Raw genomic sequence first — 20,559 nt, 5'->3', positions numbered from 1 at the left:
ACCACCCCTCCTTAGCCAAGGAGGGGAACCTGCTATTACTGCTCCTGCTGTCATCTCAGTAGCTTTTGCTTCTTCTTTTTGTCATCCTGCCAAGGATCTTGGTAGAAGGCAGGCTAAGCAGAAGCTACGGGGACATCTTGTAAGCTGTAGCGGCGTAATTCCCCGCCTTAGACTACCGATAACGCGAGTTCGAAGGTAGCGAGCGTAGCTCTGAGGGGTTAGGGGTGGTTGGATCCGGCAGAGCAAACAACCATTTAACAATTTAGCCATCTAACAATTTACCATATAAATTGAAAGTAACAGACCACTTCCAAAACGCTAACGGCAAAACGCTGTTCACTTTTGAGATACTGCCCCCGCTGAAGGGCGAGAACATGAAAACCCTGTTCAGCCACATCGACCCGCTGATGGAGTTCAACCCGCCGTTTATTGACGTAACCTACCATCGCGAGGAGTATGTGTACAAGCAGCGGGAAAACGGCCTGTTGGAGAAGCGCACCACCCGCAAGCGTCCGGGCACAGTGGGCATTTGTGCGGCCATCCAAAACCATTATAAGGTTGATACGGTGCCTCACCTGATCTGCGGCGGCTTTAACAAAGAGGAGACTGAGAACGCTCTGATCGACCTGCACTTTCTGGGAATAGACAATGTGCTGGTGCTGCGGGGCGACTGCGTGAAGAGCGAGCAGCGCTTTGTGGCAGAGCCGGGCGGGCATAATTATGCCACAGAACTGATCGGGCAGGTAGTGGATATGAACAATGGCTGTTACCTGGATGACGAGCAGACCTTTCATAACCCTACAGACTTCTGCATTGGCGTGGCTGGCTATCCGGAAAAGCACTTCGAAGCACCTAACTTAAAATCGGACCTGCGCTGGCTGAAGAAAAAAGTAGAGTTGGGAGCGGAGTACATCGTGACGCAGATGTTCTTCGACAACCAGAAGTACTTCGATTTTGTGCACCGCTGCCGCGAAGAAGGTATCAACGTGCCTATTATTCCGGGCCTGAAACCGATGACAACCAAAACGCAGCTCACCCTGCTGCCAAGCCTGTTCCACATCGAGATTCCGTGTGAGCTGGCCGATGCGATTGAAGCCTGCCCGGATAACAAAGCTGCCGCACAGGTAGGTGTGGAGTGGGCCATACAGCAGTCCAGGGAGCTGATGGAGTTTGGCGTGCCTTGCCTGCACTACTACTCTATGGGCAAATCAGAGTCTGTGCGCAAAGTGGCCGAGGCCTTATTTTAGAAACTCACCTTTTACAAACTATACTTTACCTAACCGAGGCTGGGGCTATGGCTCCAGCCTTTTTTTGTAAAGTTTCTGCAAAATCCATAGTCCTAAATATCTAAATAATCGTATGCTTTCCTGTACAACTTAGGCGCTGGTAGTGTGCCTAAAACTTCTTCATTTGAACAAAAAGAAAATGTCAGGGCAAAAATACGATACAATTGTAGTGGGGGCCGGCTTAGTGGGCCTCTCCACAGTATACCACCTCAAAAAGAACAATCCGGACAGCCGCATACTGCTCATCGAAAAGGAAAAAACGGTGGCGCAGCACCAGTCGGGCCATAATAGCGGCGTTATCCACAGCGGGATTTACTACAAGCCGGGCAGCCTTAAAGCCAAAAACTGCATCGCGGGTTACCACTCCATTATTGAGTTTGCAGAGGAGCATAACATTGCCTACGACATCTGCGGAAAGGTCATTGTGGCGACCTCCGCCGCCGAGATTCCGAAGCTGAACGACATCTACGAGCGCGGCGTACAGAACGGGCTGCAAGACCTGAAAAGACTCAAAAGCCTGGAGGAGATTCGGGAGTATGAGCCGCATGTGGCCGGTGTAGAAGCCATACATGTGCCCCAGACCGGTATCATCGATTATCCCGGCGTGGCTATGGCCCTGTTGCGCCTGTTTCAGCAGAAGTATGGCGGCGAGGCTGTGTTTGGTGAGCAGGTGGTAAAGATCACCCCGGAGAAGAACAGCGTGCATGTGGAGACTACGAAGCATACTTATACTGCCGATAACCTGGTGAGCTGCGGCGGCCTGTTCTCTGACCGGGTGGCCAACCTGACGGAAAAGGAGAATGACCTGCGGATTATTCCGTTCCGGGGAGAGTACTACAAGCTGCGGGAGGAGAAGGAGTACCTGGTGCGGAACCTTATTTATCCGGTGCCGGACCCGAGCTTCCCGTTCCTGGGGGTGCATTTTACGCGCATGATCCAGGGCGGCATAGAGGCGGGGCCCAATGCGGTGCTGGCCTTTAAGCGCGAAGGCTACCGCTTCAGCGACTTCAACCTCAAAGACACGCAAGATACCTTTAGCTGGCCTGGCTTCTGGAAGATTGCCGCCAAGTATGGGCGCACAGGTTTAGGGGAGATGTACCGCTCGCTGTCGAAGGCGGCCTTTACCAAGGCGCTGCAAAAGCTGATGCCCGAGGTGCAGGAGCAAGACCTGGTGCCGGGCGGGGCGGGCGTACGGGCACAGGCCTGCGACAGAAACGGCAACTTGATCGACGACTTCGACATCCTGAACCGCCGCAACATCATCCATGTGCGCAACGCGCCTTCGCCGGCGGCAACGTCTTCGCTGGCTATTGGGCAGTACATCTGCAACCAACTGGTGGGTAGCAAGGATGCCGTTATCGGCTAAAACCTTACCGGCTCGGGGCTGCAGGCGCTAACGTATAAAGTATGGGTTTGCTGGGGCTGGCGTCTAGCTGTAGGCTAGCTATCTGCAGGTTCAGCAAGTATAAACCGTCCGGAATATGGGCAGGGGCATAGATGAGCTCGGTGATGGTGGCGCCGCAGCGGGTGTTGTGTGGATATTGCCAGAACGCGTGGTGGCACAGCAGCTTTCCCTCGTCAGACTCTTTGTCCACAGAAGGCAGGTCCAGCAGCAAGTGCTGTATGCCTTGCTCGGCTAAATACTGCCCAATTGTATGCTCTAAGTATGGCGGGTTGGTGCCGGAGTAGTGGCGGGTAAGCTTTTCATCAGAGTTAGGCAGCGTACGAAGTATAACGGCTTCGGGTGTTATACTTTGCAGCTGCGCTTGCACGTCCTCCAGCATCACCACTTTATCCCCGTTCTCCCGCCGCTGCGGCTGCACGGTTATCAGCTGGGCTACAAACAGGAAGCGTTTCAGGCAGTTGTGGATGGTAGCGTTCTTATCGGCGGAGATGTGGCCGTAGCACTCGGTGTGGGTGCCGTTGCCGTGCGGCGTTACGTGCACGCGCTTGTAGTTGGTGCTGCCTCCCTCGGCCACAGAGCCCACAAAATCCCCTACCCTGATCACGTCAAACTGAACCGGCTCGGCCCAAAAGCACTCCGGCTGCGGCTGCCTGTCGTGCAGCGGCATCGAGATATCCAGCGGCTGGAGCGGGTTAAACGTATAGGTTTGGTCTTGGTAGGTGATGGTGGCTTCCATGTGCTGCGGGTTTTTAACAAGTATAAGCACTTTTTACGGCAATAAGAACAGGGCTATTGCCGTAAAGCCATCATTGAGAAAGTATGAAAAGGCTGAGAGAGGGGTCAGGACAGGAGCCACAGCAGGGCGTCTCTGTCGCTGGAAAAGTTCTTTACCTCAAAGTTCACGGAGCCCAGCGCCTCTGCCCTGGTCAGCACGGCCTCAAAGGAAAGTTTATTGAATACATTGTCCGGCAGCACCCGTGCCACCCGCTTTACGGCTGTATCAGAAAGGGATTTATAGTAGCTGGAGACAAGCCACTCCTTGGTTTCTGGATTAAGCTTGCAGCATTTCTGCGCATTCAGCAGCAATACCTCAGCTCTCGATGACTTGATGATGTCGTTGAGTTTGGCGGCAGTATTTACTACTTCCTCGTGGGATACAGTCCGCAGCCATTCGTTCCTGACCAATGCCTTATCGGGGTCTACCTCAACCTTAACGAAGTCGTTCTCTAAAACTGTATTAAATTTCACGGTTGAAGCAGGCATCTACTATAAAGTATAAATGAGTAAAATTATACTGTACCGCTGTAAACATACGTATTTAAATGATCATTACATCATATAGTGTTACTTTTATTATAAAGGGCATCCGCCGGCAGCTCCTCTGCCAGCAGGTCCAGCGTAATCTGGTCGGCGAGCAGTTTGCCTTTGTCTGTTAAGTATAAAACCTCGTTTTGCACAGTGGCCAGTTCCTTTTGCTGCAGCTCCTGCAGGTAAGCGGCGTGGGTTGCCGGCACATCATACTTATACTTATTGCGCAGCAAACCCATATCGCAGCCCCAGATGGTGCGCAGCGTGGTTAGCAGATAGTCGTTGGCCTGGTCGGCCAGGGTAAGCTCTTCTATTTCGGCAGGAATTATACTTTCTTCGATGGCAGCGGTATACTTGCGGTTGTTGGCCACGCTGTACTGCCGGCTGCTGCCGTTAAATGAGTGCGCGCTCGGCCCCACGCCCAGGTAATGCACGCCTCGCCAGTAGTTGCTGTTGTGCCTGGATTCGTGGCCGGGCTGGCAGAAGTTGGAAATCTCGTACTGCACATAGCCGTGTTGCTGCATCTGCTCCAGCAAGATCTCGAACTGCTGCGCCGTAAAGTCATCCTCAGAGGGCTTAAACTTACCTTTTTTGCTCCAGCGGCCCAAGGCCGTGTCGGGCTCTATGGTTAAGGCATAACACGAAACGTGCTGCACATTCAGCGAGAAAAGCGTTTGCAGGTCCTGTAGCCAGATCGTATGGTCCGGGGCTGGAATGCCGTAGATCAGGTCCACGGTGATGTTGTCGAAGCCGGCGGCCTGGGCATCCTTTACGCTCTGCAAGCTTTCGGTGGCGTTGTGGGCGCGGTTCATCAGCTGCAGGTGCGGCTCATGGAACGACTGCAGGCCTATACTCAGCCGGTTGATGCCTGCCGCCTTCAGCTCCCGCAGCTTCTCCGGCTTCAGGTCATCGGGGTTGGCCTCCAGCGTTATTTCTGCATCCTCCGAAACTATAAACAGCCTTTTGATGGTTTGAAGCAACAGTTCCAGCTCTGCTTGGCTCAGCAGCGAGGGCGTGCCGCCACCAAAGTAGATCGTTTGCACGGTTTGCCCCTGCAGGTAGCCTTGGCGCAGCTCCAGCTCGCGGGCAATGGCCGCTACGGTGGCCGCTTTATGCCCCATCGAGGTGCTGAAGTGGAAATCGCAGTAGTGGCAGGCCTGTTTGCAGAAAGGGATATGGAGGTAGATGCCGGACAAGATATTAATTGTTAAATTGTTGGAAGGTTAAATTGCTGATGTGTATGCTTGCTTGTGCCCCGTTGTAATTCAGCAACACCCAGTTACCTTTGCTAAACATAGTATGCGGGGCCATTGGTTTAAACTTTTAACAATTAAGCCATTTAACAATTCAACAATTCATACTACAAATGTACAAAATAGCTGCCTTCTTGTGTTGCCTGATGCTGTGCCTGGCACAGGTGCGTGCGCAAGTGGTGCAGCCGCAGGATACTGTAAAGCAGCAACAGGCCAAGCAGTCGGCGGCAAAACAAGCGACGAAACCAGAAAAACCGCCTACCAACAAAGTGCAGCTGTCGGTAAAGGCATTGGATGCCGGCGGGGCGCAGGTGCTGCGGCAGTATAACTTCCGGCAAGCCCTGCCCGACTCTGCCGAGGCAGTGGCGGAGGTGCGCGAACTGGTGTACCGGCTGCAGCAGGACGCTTTTCTGCTGGCTTCTGCCGATAGCGTATACTTTGGGCATGACACGCTCCACGTGAAACTTCATGTGGGGCAGCCTTTTGTGTGGGCAGCGCTGCGAAACGGCAACCTGGGTGAGGCGCTGCTGGTGGAGTCGGGCTTCCGCGAGAAGTTTTACCGGGACGTGCCCTTTAAGCCGGCGGAGTTTGTGCGGCTGCAGCAGCGCATCCTGAACTATGCCGAGCGGAACGGCTATCCCTTCGCCACCGTCTGGCTCGACTCAGTAAGTATAGATGATAGCAAAGTGGCTGCCACCCTGATGCTGGACAAAGCCTTTGCCGTGACCTATGATACGCTGGAAGTTGTGGGCAAGACCAAAACGCAGCCAAAGTTCCTGATGCGCTACCTGCAGCTGCAGCCCGGCCAGCTCTACAACCAGGACCAGATAAACGCTTTGCAGCGCATGCTTACGCAGCTGCCTTACATTAAAGCCACGCAGCCGCCGCAGGTGCGCTTTATACGGGATAAGGCCAAAGTATACGTTTACCTGGAGGATAGGCAGGCAAACCAGATAGACGGGGTGGCGGGCTTTCTGCCGGACCCTAACCGGCAAAACAAGCTGCTGATAACCGGCGAGGCTAACCTGAACATCCGCAACATCCGGGGTTCGGGCAAACAGCTAGGGCTGCAGTGGCGACGGGTAAGCGCGGGCTCGGTGGTGCTCAACGGCGAGTACCTGCACCCTAACCTGTTCGGCAGCCCTTTTGAGCTGGGCGCAAAGTTTAACCTCCTGAAGCAGGACTCCACCTTTATTACCGTGCAGCCGCGGCTGCAGCTGGGGTATTATACGTTAAAGTATGGCAAGTTCAGCGTGTTTACCGAGTGGCGCAACGCGCGCACCCTGTCGGAGGTAAGCCCACGCCGCCTGCAGGAGCTGGACCTGGCCGATGCCCGCACCACTACCTATGGCTTAAACTACCTCTGGAACAACCTGGATGACTTTTACTTTCCGCGCCGCGGGCGGCTGGTGGAGCTTCAGTTTTCTGCCGGAGCCAAGAAGCTGTTGCGCAGCACGGGCCTCGAAAAAAGCTTTTACGACACCCTGGACATGAGCACTTCGCAGCTAGGCCTTGGTGTGCGGGTGGAGAACTTCCTGCGGCTGGGCAAAAGCAGCGCCCTGCTTGCAAGGCTGCGCGGCGAGGCCCTGTTCAGCAATCGCATCTTCCTCAACGACATGTACCGGCTCGGCGGCCTCTCCTCGCTACGCGGCTTCGACGACTACTTCTTCTACGCCTCCAGCTACGCCGTAAGTACCCTGGAGTACCGCCTCTTCACCGCCGCCGACTCCTATGCCCTGCTCTTCTACGACCAAGGCTACTATCGCCGCGACCTCGACCGGCTTGCCAAGTATGATTTCCCTTTTGGAGTGGGGGCCGGTATCAGCTTCAGTACCGGCGCAGGTATCTTTCAGTTGATTTATTCGCTAGGCAAATCAGATGAGCAGCCGCTGTCGTTTAAGTATTCCAAGATACATTTTGGGATAAAGAGTAAATTTTAGGAAAAGCTTAACTTTTTTAGCCTTTTTGGGTATATACACTTGCATGGTAAACTTCTTAAGTATACTTTTGCATCATCATAACAGTGCGGGGTGGAGCAGTTGGTAGCTCGTTGGGCTCATAACCCAAAGGTCGCAAGTTCGAGTCTTGTCCCCGCTACCTCAGATTAAGGTCCTTTGCAGTCATCTGCAAAGGACCTTTTCGCTTATATACATTTCTTCTTACCTAGTAGCGCCCCTGCTACAAGGGAGGCAGCAAGTGAAACAACGGCTCCCCACCCCTGCCTTGCCTTCTCCTTTTGGTAATCCTAAAATTTGTGCCTGGGCTGTATAGCTTCGGGTAATACTGGTATCGAAGCTTATTTACAGTACGAAAGCATTCCCTCTTTCCCTAAAGAACTGCTGCCGAATGCAGTGCCCGCTGTGCTGCAAAACATTATTTAGGTGTCATTCATTGGCCTCTGATGCTGAGTGTTCTTTTTTGCTGAATGTTACTGCCTCCTGAAAAGAGAAAGTTCTGGTTTGCATTTTTTATAAAGCTGCTGTGTTGTATTTAATTAATAATGCAAGAAAAAGTTATAACATTCTTTGAGTCAGAATGGTATAAATAGAAAGCAGATTCGGAGTTAATTTTTAGTGTATGTGTTTGTTATATAGTCTCTTATAAGGTTATATAGTTGTAATTGTATGTTTTAGTTTGTAACTATTTTTCTGAGCTATGAAAAACTTAAACCTGTCTCTTTTCGCTCTGCTAATGCCCTTTTTTGTAATGGCACAGAGCGAAGCAACCGTTAACCAAACGGGAATAACCCATGTCGCACAAGTTGACCAGGTTGGTAGTAACATGGCCACCATTGAGCAGCGTGATAGAGGGCAAGTTGCCCAAGTGGTGCAGGCTGGAAGTGGCAACGCCGCTGAGTTGGACCAGGGAGGCGCCTTGAATGATGTGATGGTAATGCAGTCGGGTACCAACAACTTTACAATGCTGTTCCAGGGGACAGAGTCCAACAGCGCAAGCTTTATGCAGGCCGGGTCCGGTGGCTATGCTTACGTCGAGCAATTCGTTGGCAACGGTAACGTTGCAGAAGCAAGCCAGACGGCTACTTCTGTGGAAAGCGCCACAGAACTGTATCAGTACGGAAGTGCTAACACTGCTATAGTTGAACAGGCTGGCGCTATGGATTGGGCTTACATTGAACAGTATGGGGATGGGAATATGGCTGAGGCCTATCAAAATGCCGGAACGGAGAGTGGTTCCAGTGAGCAGTACCAGTGGGGGGATGGTAACTATGCGCTTGTAGACCAGCTTAATGGCGCAAACCAGGTAGCTTGGCAAGGCCAGTACGGTGATAATAACATTGCTTTATCACAGCAGCTTGGCGATAACCAGTGGGCTGTTCAGTACCAGGAAGGTTCTTTAAACTCCACTGAGATCAGCCAATTGGGCTCAGGCAACTGGGCGGAAATAGCGCAGTATGGCAACGGTAACAACAGCGTTGTTACCCAGACAGGCGACTACAACGTAATCAGCGTCGTGCAGAGATAACGGAGCGAACAGCTTTTCTGGAAGAGGCTATCTCGAAAGGGTAGCCCCTTTTTTGTTTTGGCCTGGTCGTTTTAGTAAAACACTGATAAAAATGCTCCCTGGGGCAGAATAATAAAGTTGGGTGCAGGCTACTTGAGGGGGATTGCCCAGGTACTGCTTCTCTTAAACCCTGTAAAACCAGCTCCGGCAAAAAAACATACTTCCCGGCAATTGTTCTGCTCGGATGTTTTCTGATATATCGGAATTATAGTATATTGTACGTTAGTTTTCAATTAAATCTGCAGAATCCTTTGCTTCTGAACGCTTCTGTTGCTGTTCGTGCAGCAATGCTTGTACTTTAGGCGTAGGCTCGGCAATTATCAACCACCCTTTTACAATCTTTTTATGAAACAACTTTACACTTTGTTCGCGCTCTTTATGTGCGCATTCTCTTCTTTTGCCCAAACAGACTCCCTGCAGCTGGAGATACAGGAAATCGAAAACTCCCTGAAGTACCAGTATGGCGAGATTTCGCTGGGCGATGGACTGGCAAAAGTTACGGTGCCCAAAGGCTTTAAGTACCTGGACCCGGAGCAGTCGGAGTATGTGCTGACGCAGCTTTGGGGGAACCCTGCCTCGGGCACGACCATGGGCATGCTTGTGCCCAAAGACAAAGGCGTGCTGGACGACGATGCCTGGGTGTTCGACATTGAGTTTGATGAGATCGGCTATGTGGAGGACAAAGACGCTGAAGACATTGACTATAACGAGCTGCTGGCGACGATGCAGGCAGATATGCAGGAGGCAAACCAAGAACGCGTAGCGAACGGCTACGAAGAGATTCAGCTGGTTGGCTGGGCATCTAAGCCATACTATGACGCAGACCACAAGATCCTGCACTGGGCCAAAGAGGCTAAGTTCGGGGAGGCAGAAACTAATACCCTGAACTATAACGTGCGCATACTGGGGCGTAAAGGCGTGCTGATGCTGAACGCCATTGCCAACATGGAAAGCCTGCCGGAGGTGAAGCAGAGCATCCCTGTAATTACCAGTAGCGTAGCTTTTGAGCAGGGGCACAGTTACTTCGACTTTGACCCGGACGTGGATGAGGTGGCCAGTTGGACCATTGGCGGTCTGGTGGCTGGAAAGGTGCTAACCAAAGTAGGCTTCTTTGCGCTGCTGCTCAAGTTCTGGAAAGTGTTGGCCGTGGGCGCAGCCAGCTTGGGCGGTGCCTTGTGGAAGCGCCTGAGAGGCAAGAAAGAAGAAGTAGCCGTAGTGGAAGACGCGCAGGAGGAAGCAGTGAGCTAACCATTTATTTTGCGGATACGCCGGAGCGCCTGATTCAGAAATGAGTCAGGCGCTCTTTTTATGTCGCCTTTGTGTAAGTATGGCACAGCTATAAAAGTATGCAATTTTCAGATACACAGTCCGTTATAATCTAAAGCATTGTAGAAATAAAAGAAGCCATGTAACCTTTTGCAGGCTTTGGCAATAGAGGTAAAGGGCGGCACGGCTGCAATTAGCTTCTATTCTGTACTCCTTTTTGCCCCTTGGGTATTACTCTTTTGTAGTTGGGGCGGATGCCGGGCTAACCGCTTGTGTATCTTTATATATATGATTTTCGTAATTCAACCTTGCTAAGCCTATAGACCACCCTTAACTCCTACCTTAATGCACCTTCTGTTACAAAGGCATTTGCTACTTGGTTTTTGTGTCCTGTTTCTGTTGCTGGCCAATGTGGCGTGGGCGCAGTGCCCCACAACGGTAACCGTGGAGGGGCGCACCGTGCTTTGCCAGGGCGAAACCACCACGCTGCGCGCACCTGCCGGATACGAGTACCAGTGGATTAAGGATGGGCAAGACTTGGCTGGCCAGACCGGTGAAACGCTTCAGGTGAGCGAGGCGGGTACCTACCAGGTGCGCGTATCGGGAGCTGCCTGTGCCACCAATACCTCCAGCGAGCGGGTGATTGCAGTAAACCCCAGCCCTACTACGCCGGGCTTTATCATCACCCCCACACCGCTGCCCAATAACCCCGTTTGCTCCGGCGACCAGCTCACTTTTTCGGTAAACGCCCCGCAGCCGGATGTAACCTATACCTGGCTTTTCGGGGATGGCGCCACCGCCCGTGGGGCAGAAGTTACCCATACCTACACTTCTTTGGGTGTGGGCGATGAAACGTTTGAGGTAAAAGCCTTTGCCACCAGTGCGCTGGGCTGTAACTCCGATACCGTAACGCAGGACGTGGTCATAAACAAGCTGCCCGAGGTAGCTTTCTCGGAAAAGGCGGAGTTTCAGGTGTGCCTGCCCGACACAGTGGAAGACGATGAGATAGAGGTTTTTGCAGAGATCACCAACGAGACGGTGGAGCCCTATCTTTCCGACATCCGCACCTATTTCGTGGATTGGGGCAACGGCGAAGCTGAGCAGCAGTATAGCCCCGGTGATTTCCCGATCTCCAACCCCACGGCCTACGACTCGGTTAAAACCTACCCTATTACCATTCGGGCCATAGCAGGCAACGGCTGCGAGGTGACGTTTGAGCAGGATTTTAATGTGAACAAAGAGCCCAAAGCCAACTTTAGCGTGGAGAAGAAAGAGCGGGTGGAAGAAGACCAGGTGCCACCCTGCGTGCCTGTCATCGTGACGCTGGCCGATAGTGCCACCGGTGGCGGCCTGAGCTATAAATGGTCGGTGCAGCCGGCCCAAGGCTGGTCCTTCGAAACGGGAGACTCTACCTCCGCGGAGCCAAGTATACGGTTTACGGAGTCTGGGGTGTATACGATAGAGCAGATCGTGACCAATGGCTGTGCCTCCGACACCACCTCGCAGGGCATTGTGGTGGGCTGGCCGCAGGTGCAGGTGCCACCGAGCATTACAACTTGCGGCCCCACTGAGATCGACTACAGCAGCAGTGGCCCCGGCGGCATGGGCAGTGGCTTGTTTGTGGATAAGAACCTGGGCGAGAACATCACCGTGACGATCTCCATCACCGGCCCGACCAGCGTTACCCGTACCTTCAATTCCGATACCTTTCAGTTTAAGTATAATTTTACCACGCCTGGCAAGTATACCGTGGCCGTGGAGGCCGTGAACGAGTGCGGTAGCTCCAACGCTATTTACCAGGGGCAGCCGGCGCCGGTGCAGGAGGTGGTGGTGCTGCAGCAGCCTGCTGCGCCTATCGTGCAGGCGCCCGGCGCAGCCTGCGTCGGCGACACTGTGCGCCTCACACCGTCAGGGCCCGGCCCGATCTACGCCTGGTTCGACACAAATGACCCAAATGCCACGCCTTTGCAAACCGGCGCGTCCTTCACCACTCCAACGCTAACCGGCGACGTGACCTACTATGTAGCCGCCATCGATACCGCCAACAGTGTGGTTTGTATCAGCCCGCTCACGCCCATTCCGATAAGTGTGGTCCCTGCTATTGATAACAACACCATCGAGGTGGAGGCGGAGCAGGTGCTAACGCTTTGCAAAGGCGATACGCCGCCAGTGCTCACGGGCAGCACACCAACCGGCGGAGACCCTGACGCCGCTCCCCGATACCGTTGGGAAATCAGCACGACCAGCCCAACGGCCGGCTTCGCGGCGGCACCGGGCACAAACAATACGCAAAACTATACACCGACGCAGCCTGTGTCCGGCAATACTTGGTTCAGGCGCATCGTGTACTCTGGCAGCTGCGCCGAGAACACCAGCAATGTGGTAGCGGTCGTGGCGGTGGACCCTGTGCCTGCCAGTGCCAACACCGTTACAGCCGAGGCAACCGAGATCTGCGAAGGCGACACGCCGCCAACCCTGATCGGCTCGGAGCCCTCAGGCGGTGGCGGCAGGCCCTATACTTTTTTGTGGGAGGTGAGCACACAGGGAGCAACCACAGGCTTTGCCAGCGCCCCCGGCACCAATAACGATGTAAACTATACCCTGGCGCCGGGGCAGCTAAGCTCTGGCGAAAACTGGTTCAGGAGAGCGGTTACTTCCGGCGGCTGTACCTCCTACTCCGAGCCTGTGAAGCTTACGCTTTACCCGGCGCTTGCCAACAACACCATCAGCACCGAAGATGCAAATGCCTGCATCGGCACAGCGCCTGCTATACTTACCGGCTCTGAGCCAACCGGAGGCAGCGGCAGTTATACTTATCTCTGGCAAAGCAGCACCACAGGTCCTGACGCGGGCTTCGGCGCGGCGACGGGCACAAACGCTGGGCAGAGCTATTCGCCTGGTAACTTAGGCCGCACCACCTGGTTCCGCCGTATTGTGCGCTCAGCCGCCTGTGGCGCCGATACTTCTGCCGTGCTGGAGATAAGCGTAAGTCCTGCGGTACGGAACAACAGCATCACGGCCAGGCAAAGCGAGGCATGTATGGGGCAGCAACCGGAAGAGATAACGGGCAGCACGCCAACTGCCGGTGCAGGTGGCTATGCCTACCTGTGGGAGAGCAGCACGATCGGGCCGGACGCAGGCTTTGTGCAGGCCGCGGGCACCAACACCGGACAGAGCTACACGCCTGCTGCCCTTAACCGCGATACCTGGTTCCGCCGCATTGTGTTTTCAGGTGGTTGTTCTGATACTTCTAACGTGGCAGCCGTTGCCGTGCTGCCAGTGCCGGAGCCGCCAACCATAGCCGCAAACAATGTTACAGCCTGCTTAAATGGCTCGGCCACGCTGGCGGTGGCAACTCCGGGAGGTATGGAGTACAGGTGGTATACAGCCTCTACGGGCGGCTCCCCTGTTTTTGTGGGGCCAGAGTTTGTGATCGATAACGTAACGGAAACGGTAACCTACTATGTGGAGACGGCAAACGACCAGGAGTGCGTCAGTGCTGCCCGAGCCCCGGCCACTGTCACAGTGGTAGTGCCGGAGGCCAATGCCGGCGAGGACGTGACCATTATACAGGGGCAGCCGGTGGAGTTACGCGGCTCCGGCGGCGCTACGTACCTGTGGGAGCCAGCGACGGGGCTAAACGACCCCACTTTGCAGAGCCCAATTGCCAGGCCCGACGAGACGATAACCTATACTTTAACCATCACGACGGCAGAGGGCTGCGTGGATACCGCCAGCGTAACAGTGGAGGTGATTCCGGCGATAGAGGTGCCCAATGCCTTCTCTCCGAACGGCGATAACGTGAACGAAGTATGGGAGATAAAGAACTACGAGGACTACCCAGACATGCGGGTGGAGGTGTTTAACAGGTGGGGAAACAAGATTTTCAGCTCGAAAGGGTACGGCGTGCCATGGGACGGCACCTATAACGGCAAAGAGCTGCCGGTTGCCACCTACTATTACCTGATCTACCTGCGCAGCACTAACGAGGAGCCGATTTCTGGCAACGTGACCATTATCCGATAGAACATGACCAAGCCGCTTATACTTATACTTTCGCTTTTAACGGTAGCCATGCAGGCAGTGGGGCAGCAACGGCCGCAGTACAGCCAATACATGCTCAACAACTTCCTGCTAAACCCGGCTATCGCAGGCATCGAAGACTATGCCGACATACGGTTAAGCCACAGGCGGCAGTGGGTAGGCCTCGACGGGGCGCCTAGCACCTACTACCTCTCGGCCCACACGCCGCTGAACAAAGGTGCGGCCAGCAACAAGTATCACAAGGCGCTGGCGCACCACGGCGTGGGCGCTACCATCCATACCGATAAAACAGGGCCTTTGCGCCGCACCGGCCTTAGCGTGTCCTATGCGTACCACCTGCCCCTTACCAACTGGCTAAACGTGTCGGCGGGCGTGGCCACGGGGCTTATCCGGAACTCTGTAAACGCCAGCGAGCTGGATTTTTCTAACGACAACGACCCGCTGGTGGGTGGCGGCAACATCAACAACACCGTGCTGGACCTGAACCTGGGGTTGTGGCTATACTCGCGCAACTTTTCGGTTGGGGTGGCAGGGGCGCAGCTCCTGGAGGATGCCGGTAGTCTGTCGGCCAATACGCGTGGCGAGGCTGGCTTGTCGCTGCAGCGGCACTACTTTATCACGGGTAGCTATCGCCTGGAGCCAACCGAAAGTATAGACGTGATTCCTTCGGTTATGGTAAAGCTGGCTGGTCCCAGCCCCGCCTCTATTGATGCCAGCCTGCGGGTAATGTATGCGGAGCGCTTCTGGGTGGGCGGGGCCTACCGCCACGAAGATGCCCTCTCGGCCATGGTGGGCGTTTACATCAGCCCGCTATTGGACCTCTCCTATTCTTACGACTTTACAACCTCTGAGCTGAACCAGGTGAGTGCCGGCACACACGAGATCGTGCTCGGCTTCAAGCTGCTTAACGATAGGCGCATTGTTTGCCCGCAGTGGGTGTGGTAGCCCCGGCCTAATCAGGATCTTTCCAAGAAAACGCCTTGCCCTTTGCTTTTGCAGAAGGCAAGGCGTTTTGTTTTTTTCCAATACGCCCGGCTCAAAAAAAAATAATATCGCCTGTATGTGATGTTACCTTGTTTGGGCTTGGTGGGCTGTATAGTATAAGTGCAAAATATTTAAACGGCTGCAATAGTATGTTCAGGGCTGATAATATTGAAGTTCAGTCTCTAATATAGAATTATTTCTATGTGTCTATGTTAATTGAGGGTGAAAATATTTAAATTTAATGGCAAAACTTGGATTGCACTAAAAATTGTGAAATTTTAGGTGTAATATAGAGAAGAAATGTAGGGTGCTGTTTTTAATAATTTTTCTATGTAACTTTTATCGTCTAATATTGCACCTGGAAAATTGACTCAATGGGTTAAGCCTGCTGGAAGTGGCTGGTTTAGTACAATGCGTTTGCATGGCTCGGCTCAATGTTTCACATAAAACCGAAGAAGTATATAAAGAATCTTTACCGTTGACTGAATGAGAAGCTGGTTAGAAAAAGTCATACTCTTGCTGGTATGCTTTTGCATGATGTCCGTTGGTGCCATGGCCCAACAGGCACCAACGCTTGGCGCTATGTACGAGTTTGGGGCTATTGCATCGCAAGCAGTTACCAACACCGGCAAAACCGTTGTGCAGGGCAAGGTAGGCGTAAGCAACGGCAACTTAACCGGTTTTACGCCGAATGGCGAAGGTGTGGCTGTGCGGGGTGTGCATAGAAACGAGGAGCCCGCCATTCAGGCTGCAAAAGATGCCTTGGCGGCGATGAACTACATGACCAGCCTGCCTGTAACCAGCACGCTCCCCAGCGGAGTTCTGGATGGCGCCACCATTACCCCCGGTGTTCATGTCATTAACGGCGACGCCACTTTGGGCAACGATGCCATACTTAAGTTTGACGGCGGCACCCAAAAAGGCGCGGTCTTCATCATCCACATAACAGGCAACCTTACCATTGGCAAAGTAAAAGAGTATGAGATGCTAGGCACTGCTGCCGGTATAAATGTGTACTGGGTGGTGGATGGCAACGTGCTGGTGGAGAGCTCCGGCGTGGCCAGGGGCAATATTTTTTCAAAAGGCAATATCGTGATGAACGATGCCGCTCAGCTACAAGGGCGGCTGGCAGCACCCACCACAACCGGCACTATACAGTTTAACAGAAACACCCTCACCCACCCGGCCGACCTCAGCATAACCATCACTACCGATAAGGATACCTACGCCTTCGGGGGGATCGTTACCTATACCATTACGGTGCAGAACCTGGGGCCCGTTAACGCCGAGCGCGTAACAGTGCCGCTGGGGCAGTTAGTTGGTGAGATTCAGTCGCAGAGCTCTTCGCTTCCCGACAGAACCACCCTGGAGTCCGGTAACCTCATTATCTCTAGGCTGGAGTACGGGGAAGAGGTCGTGCTGACGATACAGGCCAAGACAAACCAGGCAGGCCTGCTCTCCAGCTCGGCCCAGGTGTCTTGGCGCGGCGTAGATGAGATCCGTTCAAACAACACGGCGGTCGTAGGCTTTTGCGTGCTTCTCTCCGAGACAGGGGAGATCTTTGGAAACACGGAAGTCTGTAAAAACGGCACGTACCGCTACTATATTGAGGCTGTGGACGGCGCTACCAAGTACTACTGGAGCGTAACCGACGGCCTTGACTACATCCAGAACGGCGTTCCCGGAGAATCGCTTTCTATTGACGTGGTGGTGGGCACCGATGACATCAGCAACTTCAGCGTAACCGTAACCGCCGAGAACAGCTGTGGCAAAGGCCCAGCCAGAACACTTGATGTGGCGATACAAGCCGATGTGCCGGAAATGCCGGAGTCTGTTACAGGCCCGGATGCTATCTGCCGGGGCACTGCAGGTGTCACCTACAGCATCGCACCCGTGGCAAACGCCTCCTCCTATACCTGGGTGATTCCAAACGGATGGACCTTTGCCTCAGGCGAGGGAACCTCCATGACGGGCGAAAATCTGACAGAAGTGGTGGTGAACCCGGGCGACAACAGCGGCACGGTTACCGTTATCGCCTCCAACGCCTGCGGCGACAGCGACCCGCAGACAAAGTATACCCAAGTAGATGACGCGACGCCAGACGCCCCTACCAGCATTACCGGCACCCAGCAGGGCTGCGTGGATGCCGTGGTGCCTTACGAGGTAGATGAGGTGCCAACAGCGGTAGAGTATATATGGGAAGTTCCAACGGGTGGAGGCTGGAGCGTTGTGTCGGGCAACGGCACGCGAAACGTAATGATAAAAGTCGGCACGACGGCCGGAGAAATCACGGTGCGGGCAAAGAACGGCTGCGGCGTCAGTGAGCCCTTCTCTAAGCTTGTAGAGCCGGTTACCTCTCCCAGCCCTGCCCCCGGGCCAATCCAGGGCGATATTTATACTTGTATAGACCAAACCGGCCTGGAGTACGCTGTAGAGGAAGTGCCTACTGCGTTGTGGTACGAGTGGAGCCTGCCGGAAGGCTGGGTGATCGTGAGCGGCGAAAACACGAACAAGATCGTGGTGAACGCCAAAGCCAACGGCGGCGAGATATCAGTAGTAGCATGGAACGACTGCGGCAAGAGCGACGCGAGTACCCTGACCGTTATACCTACCGAGGATGTGCCGCAGCAGCTCGGCCCTATAGCGGGCGGAAAGTATGGCTGCGTGGGAAATACGGCTAACTATAGTATAGAGGAAGTTGCCGGGGCGAATTCATACTTCTGGGAGGTGCCGAAAGACGGCGGCTGGGAAATTTTATCAGGCCAGGGATCTTCTGCCATTGAGGTATTGGTAGGCTCTACTAGCGGCAACATAACCGTTGTCGCAGTGAACGGCTGTGGCAACGGCGCGATCAGCACGCTGGATGTTGTGCCGCAAACGGCCCCTCCGGCTGCCCCAGCGCCTATAACCGGCCCAACCGAGGTCTGCGAAGGCAGTGCGGGCTATGTATACAAGGTCGATCCTATTGTTGGCGTAAACTATTATGACTGGAATGTGCCGGAGGGATGGGCAATTACCGATGGCCTTGGAACGGCAAGCATAACCGTAACGGCCGGCTCAGTGGCTGGCGTCGTAACCGTAACAGGCCAAAACGACTGCGGTACCGGTACCGATGCCACACTGGACGTAACCGTGGTGCCGTCGCCGCCAGACCAACCGGGGCAAATAACAGGGCCGCCGTCTGTCTGCGTAGGGGAGCAAGGCCTGGAGTTTTCTATTGAGCCTGTAGCCTTTGCCTCTTCTTATGAGTGGTCTGTAGGCAAGGACAATGATTGGGAAATAGTGTCTGGCCAGGGCACTACCAAAATTGTGGTAAATGCCGGCTCAGAGCCTACCGTGATCAGTGTGAAAGCCATTAACGCCTGCGGCGTGACCGGCGAAACCCAGCTTACAACCATCATGACAAGTGAGGCGCCTGCCATGCCAGGGCCCATTACAGGCGAGACAGTGCCTTGTGCCGGCGACATTTACACTTTCAGCATTGACGCCGTGGAAACGGCCTACAAGTATAACTGGTACTTCCCGGAGAACTGGAGCGTAGTGGAGGACAACGGCACCTCCGTTACCGTTAGTACCAACGGGACTGGTGGCAAGGTAAGAGTATCGGCAGAAAATGGTTGCGGCCCGGGTGGCGAGCAGGTGCTGGATGTAAGCCCAAGCACTGCACCGCCGGCAGCACCGCTAGCCATACTTGGCGACCTGGATGTCTGCGCCGGCAACCAGGCCACCTTCTATGTAGAAGAGGTAAACGGGGCATCGTCCTATATTTGGAATCTCCCGCAAGGTTGGTCTTTCATATCCGGAGAGGGTACCGCACGCATTGTGGTGCAGGTAGGTACCACTGCCGGCGCCATTTCCGTAACCAGCAAAAACGGGTGCGGCGACGGTGGCCAGGTTTCGCGTGAGGTACAGCTAAACACGGGGCCGCCGGTTACGCCTGGCCCTATCGAAGGAGAGCCTTTGGTGTGTACTAGCAGTGTGTTTACCTATAGCATAGAGCCGGTAGACAATGCCTCCTCTTACTTCTGGCAGGTGCCAACAGGTTGGGAAATCCTCAACGGGCAGGGTACTACAAGTATAGAAGTGCAGGTTGGCACAAGTACAGGTAACGTAGGGCAGGTGTCAGTAGTAGCCCGTAACAGCTGCGACAGCAGCGGCGAGACCGTACTGCCTGTAACTGCCTCTGACGATACCCCCGTTACACCAGGAGCCATTACAGGTCCGTCCACAACTTTCTGCGAGAAGACAGAGGGACTGGTTTACAGCATCAGCCCGGTAGCAGGTGCCGTGTCTTATAATTGGGCCGTGCCGGAAGGCTGGAAGATTGAAGACGGTGACGGTACCTCCAGCATTACTGTAACAGCCGGAACAGGGACAGGGCAAGTAACCGTGACGGTTAAAAATGCCTGCGGAAGCGAAGGAAGCACTAGCCTGAGCGTAATGGCGCAAACCACACCGCTTACGCCTGAAATCTCACTTGGCTCCCTGAGCCCGTGTCAGGGCGAAACCACCACCTACAGCGTTACAGCCAGTGCCGATGGCAATGTGGATACTTACATCTGGCAACTGCCAGAAGGCTGGACTATCGTTTCCGGAGACGGAACAGCTACCATAGAGGTGCTTACCAATGGCAACGGGGGCAAAATCATGGTAACCGCTAAAAATAGCTGCCAAACCAGCGGCACAGCCGAGCTTAAGGTTACGCCGTCGCCGGCCATACCTGTGGCTCCCGGTGCCATTGTGGGGGGCGCGGGCATTTGTGCCGGCTCCACAACTACTTATACTATTGAGAACCCAAGCAGCGGCACAACCTATGACTGGAGCGTTCCGGAAGGCTGGGAGATTTTAGATGGCGACGGGACCCCAACAATTACTGTGTTGGCCGGCGAGGGCATAGGCACGATCACAGTGACAGGTGTCAACGGCTGCGGGGCTACGGAGCCGTCTGCGCTGGATGTGGCGGCCATGCCATCAGAAGGAGCCACCGAAATCAAAGATACCAGCACACCATGCGTTGGCCTGAGCTATGAGGTGGACCCGGTGCCGGGAGCTTCCGAGTATAACTGGCAAGTGCCGGGAGGCTGGACCATTACAACCGGGCAGGGTACGCCGAAGATCACGGTGACCCCAGGCATAGGCAACGGCGATATCTCCTTAACGGTAGGCAACGGCGGATGTACAGACGAGCCGCTTTATATCACGCCTGTGCCAACCAGAGCCAACAGCGATTTGAAATTCCCGAACGTGTTCTCGCCGAACGGCGACGGTACGCACGACCTGTGGGAGATCAGCAACATTGAGAACTATGCTGATAATGAAGTAACGATCATCAACCGGTGGGGCAATGAGGTATACCACAGCAAGTCCTACAAGAACAACTGGAGCGGCGACAACCTGAGTGAGGGAACATACTTCTACGTGGTGCGCGTGAAGCTCTGCGACGGTCAGGACAAGCTGTATAAAGGCTATGTAATGCTAGTAAGATAAGGAG

The 20,559-nt window shown here is 54.3% G+C and carries 11 protein-coding genes and 1 tRNA gene; 9 read left to right on the top strand and 3 right to left on the bottom strand.

The window, feature by feature from the left end; genetic code table 11:
- Window positions 1-290: 290 nt before the first annotated feature.
- Together metF and lhgO are read left to right on the top strand one after the other, a co-directional pair.
- Complete coding sequence (gene metF / locus FJM65_RS05445) at window positions 291-1,247, top strand: methylenetetrahydrofolate reductase [NAD(P)H] (RefSeq protein WP_140620213.1); 957 nt, start codon at window positions 291-293, stop codon at window positions 1,245-1,247.
- A 178-nt stretch (window positions 1,248-1,425) separates the two neighbouring features.
- Entirely contained in the window at window positions 1,426-2,652 is a 1,227-nt protein-coding gene (gene lhgO, locus FJM65_RS05440) for an L-2-hydroxyglutarate oxidase (RefSeq protein WP_140620561.1), read from the top strand.
- Window positions 2,653-2,656: 4 nt separating this feature from the next.
- Here the strand turns inward: lhgO and FJM65_RS05435 are convergent, their stop codons facing one another.
- From FJM65_RS05435 to hemW, 3 genes are all read right to left on the bottom strand, one after another.
- Window positions 2,657-3,457: a cyclase family protein gene (locus tag FJM65_RS05435; RefSeq protein WP_317131334.1), complete on the bottom strand. Its 801-nt coding sequence runs from the start codon at window positions 3,455-3,457 to the stop codon at window positions 2,657-2,659.
- A 74-nt stretch (window positions 3,458-3,531) separates the two neighbouring features.
- Window positions 3,532-3,939 (bottom strand): hypothetical protein, encoded by a 408-nt coding sequence (locus FJM65_RS05430; protein WP_239022839.1) that lies wholly within the window; start codon window positions 3,937-3,939, stop codon window positions 3,532-3,534.
- An 86-nt stretch (window positions 3,940-4,025) separates the two neighbouring features.
- Window positions 4,026-5,195, bottom strand: coding sequence for a radical SAM family heme chaperone HemW (gene hemW, locus FJM65_RS05425; RefSeq protein ID WP_140620208.1), 1,170 nt, complete (start codon window positions 5,193-5,195; stop codon window positions 4,026-4,028).
- Window positions 5,196-5,365: 170 nt separating this feature from the next.
- Here hemW and FJM65_RS05420 point away from each other — a divergent pair, with 170 nt between their 5' ends.
- The 7 genes from FJM65_RS05420 to FJM65_RS05390 all read left to right on the top strand — a co-directional run bounded on the left by FJM65_RS05420 (window position 5,366) and on the right by FJM65_RS05390 (window position 20,555).
- On the top strand, window positions 5,366-7,192 hold the full coding sequence (locus FJM65_RS05420) for a BamA/TamA family outer membrane protein (protein WP_239022838.1): 1,827 nt from the start codon (window positions 5,366-5,368) through the stop codon (window positions 7,190-7,192).
- 84 nt (window positions 7,193-7,276) lie between these two features.
- Window positions 7,277-7,349, top strand: a tRNA-Met gene (locus FJM65_RS05415).
- 558 nt (window positions 7,350-7,907) lie between these two features.
- Complete coding sequence (locus FJM65_RS05410; RefSeq protein ID WP_140620206.1) at window positions 7,908-8,735, top strand: hypothetical protein; 828 nt, start codon at window positions 7,908-7,910, stop codon at window positions 8,733-8,735.
- A gap of 384 nt (window positions 8,736-9,119) precedes the next feature.
- Window positions 9,120-10,022, top strand: a complete 903-nt coding sequence (locus tag FJM65_RS05405; protein WP_219855953.1) for a DUF2167 domain-containing protein — start codon at window positions 9,120-9,122, stop codon at window positions 10,020-10,022.
- A 363-nt stretch (window positions 10,023-10,385) separates the two neighbouring features.
- Entirely contained in the window at window positions 10,386-14,066 is a 3,681-nt protein-coding gene (locus tag FJM65_RS05400) for an Ig-like domain-containing protein (protein ID WP_140620204.1), read from the top strand.
- A gap of 3 nt (window positions 14,067-14,069) precedes the next feature.
- A complete protein-coding gene (locus FJM65_RS05395) occupies window positions 14,070-15,029 on the top strand; it encodes a PorP/SprF family type IX secretion system membrane protein (protein WP_140620202.1) in 960 nt (319 codons plus the stop codon).
- A gap of 525 nt (window positions 15,030-15,554) precedes the next feature.
- Window positions 15,555-20,555 carry an ice-binding family protein gene (locus FJM65_RS05390; RefSeq protein WP_140620200.1) on the top strand — a complete coding sequence of 1,667 codons (5,001 nt, stop codon included), beginning with the start codon at window positions 15,555-15,557 and terminating at the stop codon, window positions 20,553-20,555.
- Window positions 20,556-20,559 lie beyond the last annotated feature (4 nt).

It is taken from the genome of Pontibacter mangrovi (assembly GCF_006385705.1).
In the GTDB taxonomy this organism is placed as follows: domain Bacteria; phylum Bacteroidota; class Bacteroidia; order Cytophagales; family Hymenobacteraceae; genus Pontibacter; species Pontibacter mangrovi.
The sequence above is the reverse complement of the archived record's forward strand: the minus strand, read 5'-3'. Positions and strand labels throughout refer to the sequence as shown.

What these genes read in the sequence shown, in the direction of transcription:
- FJM65_RS05390 (WP_140620200.1), top strand. Translation starts at nt 15,555, where the DNA reads ATGAGAAGCTGGTTAGAAAAAGTCATACTCTTGCTGGTATGCTTTTGC.
- FJM65_RS05420 (WP_239022838.1), top strand. Translation starts at nt 5,366, where the DNA reads ATGTACAAAATAGCTGCCTTCTTGTGTTGCCTGATGCTGTGCCTGGCA.
- FJM65_RS05395 (WP_140620202.1), top strand. Translation starts at nt 14,070, where the DNA reads ATGACCAAGCCGCTTATACTTATACTTTCGCTTTTAACGGTAGCCATG.
- FJM65_RS05405 (WP_219855953.1), top strand. Translation starts at nt 9,120, where the DNA reads ATGAAACAACTTTACACTTTGTTCGCGCTCTTTATGTGCGCATTCTCT.
- FJM65_RS05400 (WP_140620204.1), top strand. Translation starts at nt 10,386, where the DNA reads ATGCACCTTCTGTTACAAAGGCATTTGCTACTTGGTTTTTGTGTCCTG.
- FJM65_RS05410 (WP_140620206.1), top strand. Translation starts at nt 7,908, where the DNA reads ATGAAAAACTTAAACCTGTCTCTTTTCGCTCTGCTAATGCCCTTTTTT.
- lhgO (WP_140620561.1), top strand. Translation starts at nt 1,426, where the DNA reads ATGTCAGGGCAAAAATACGATACAATTGTAGTGGGGGCCGGCTTAGTG.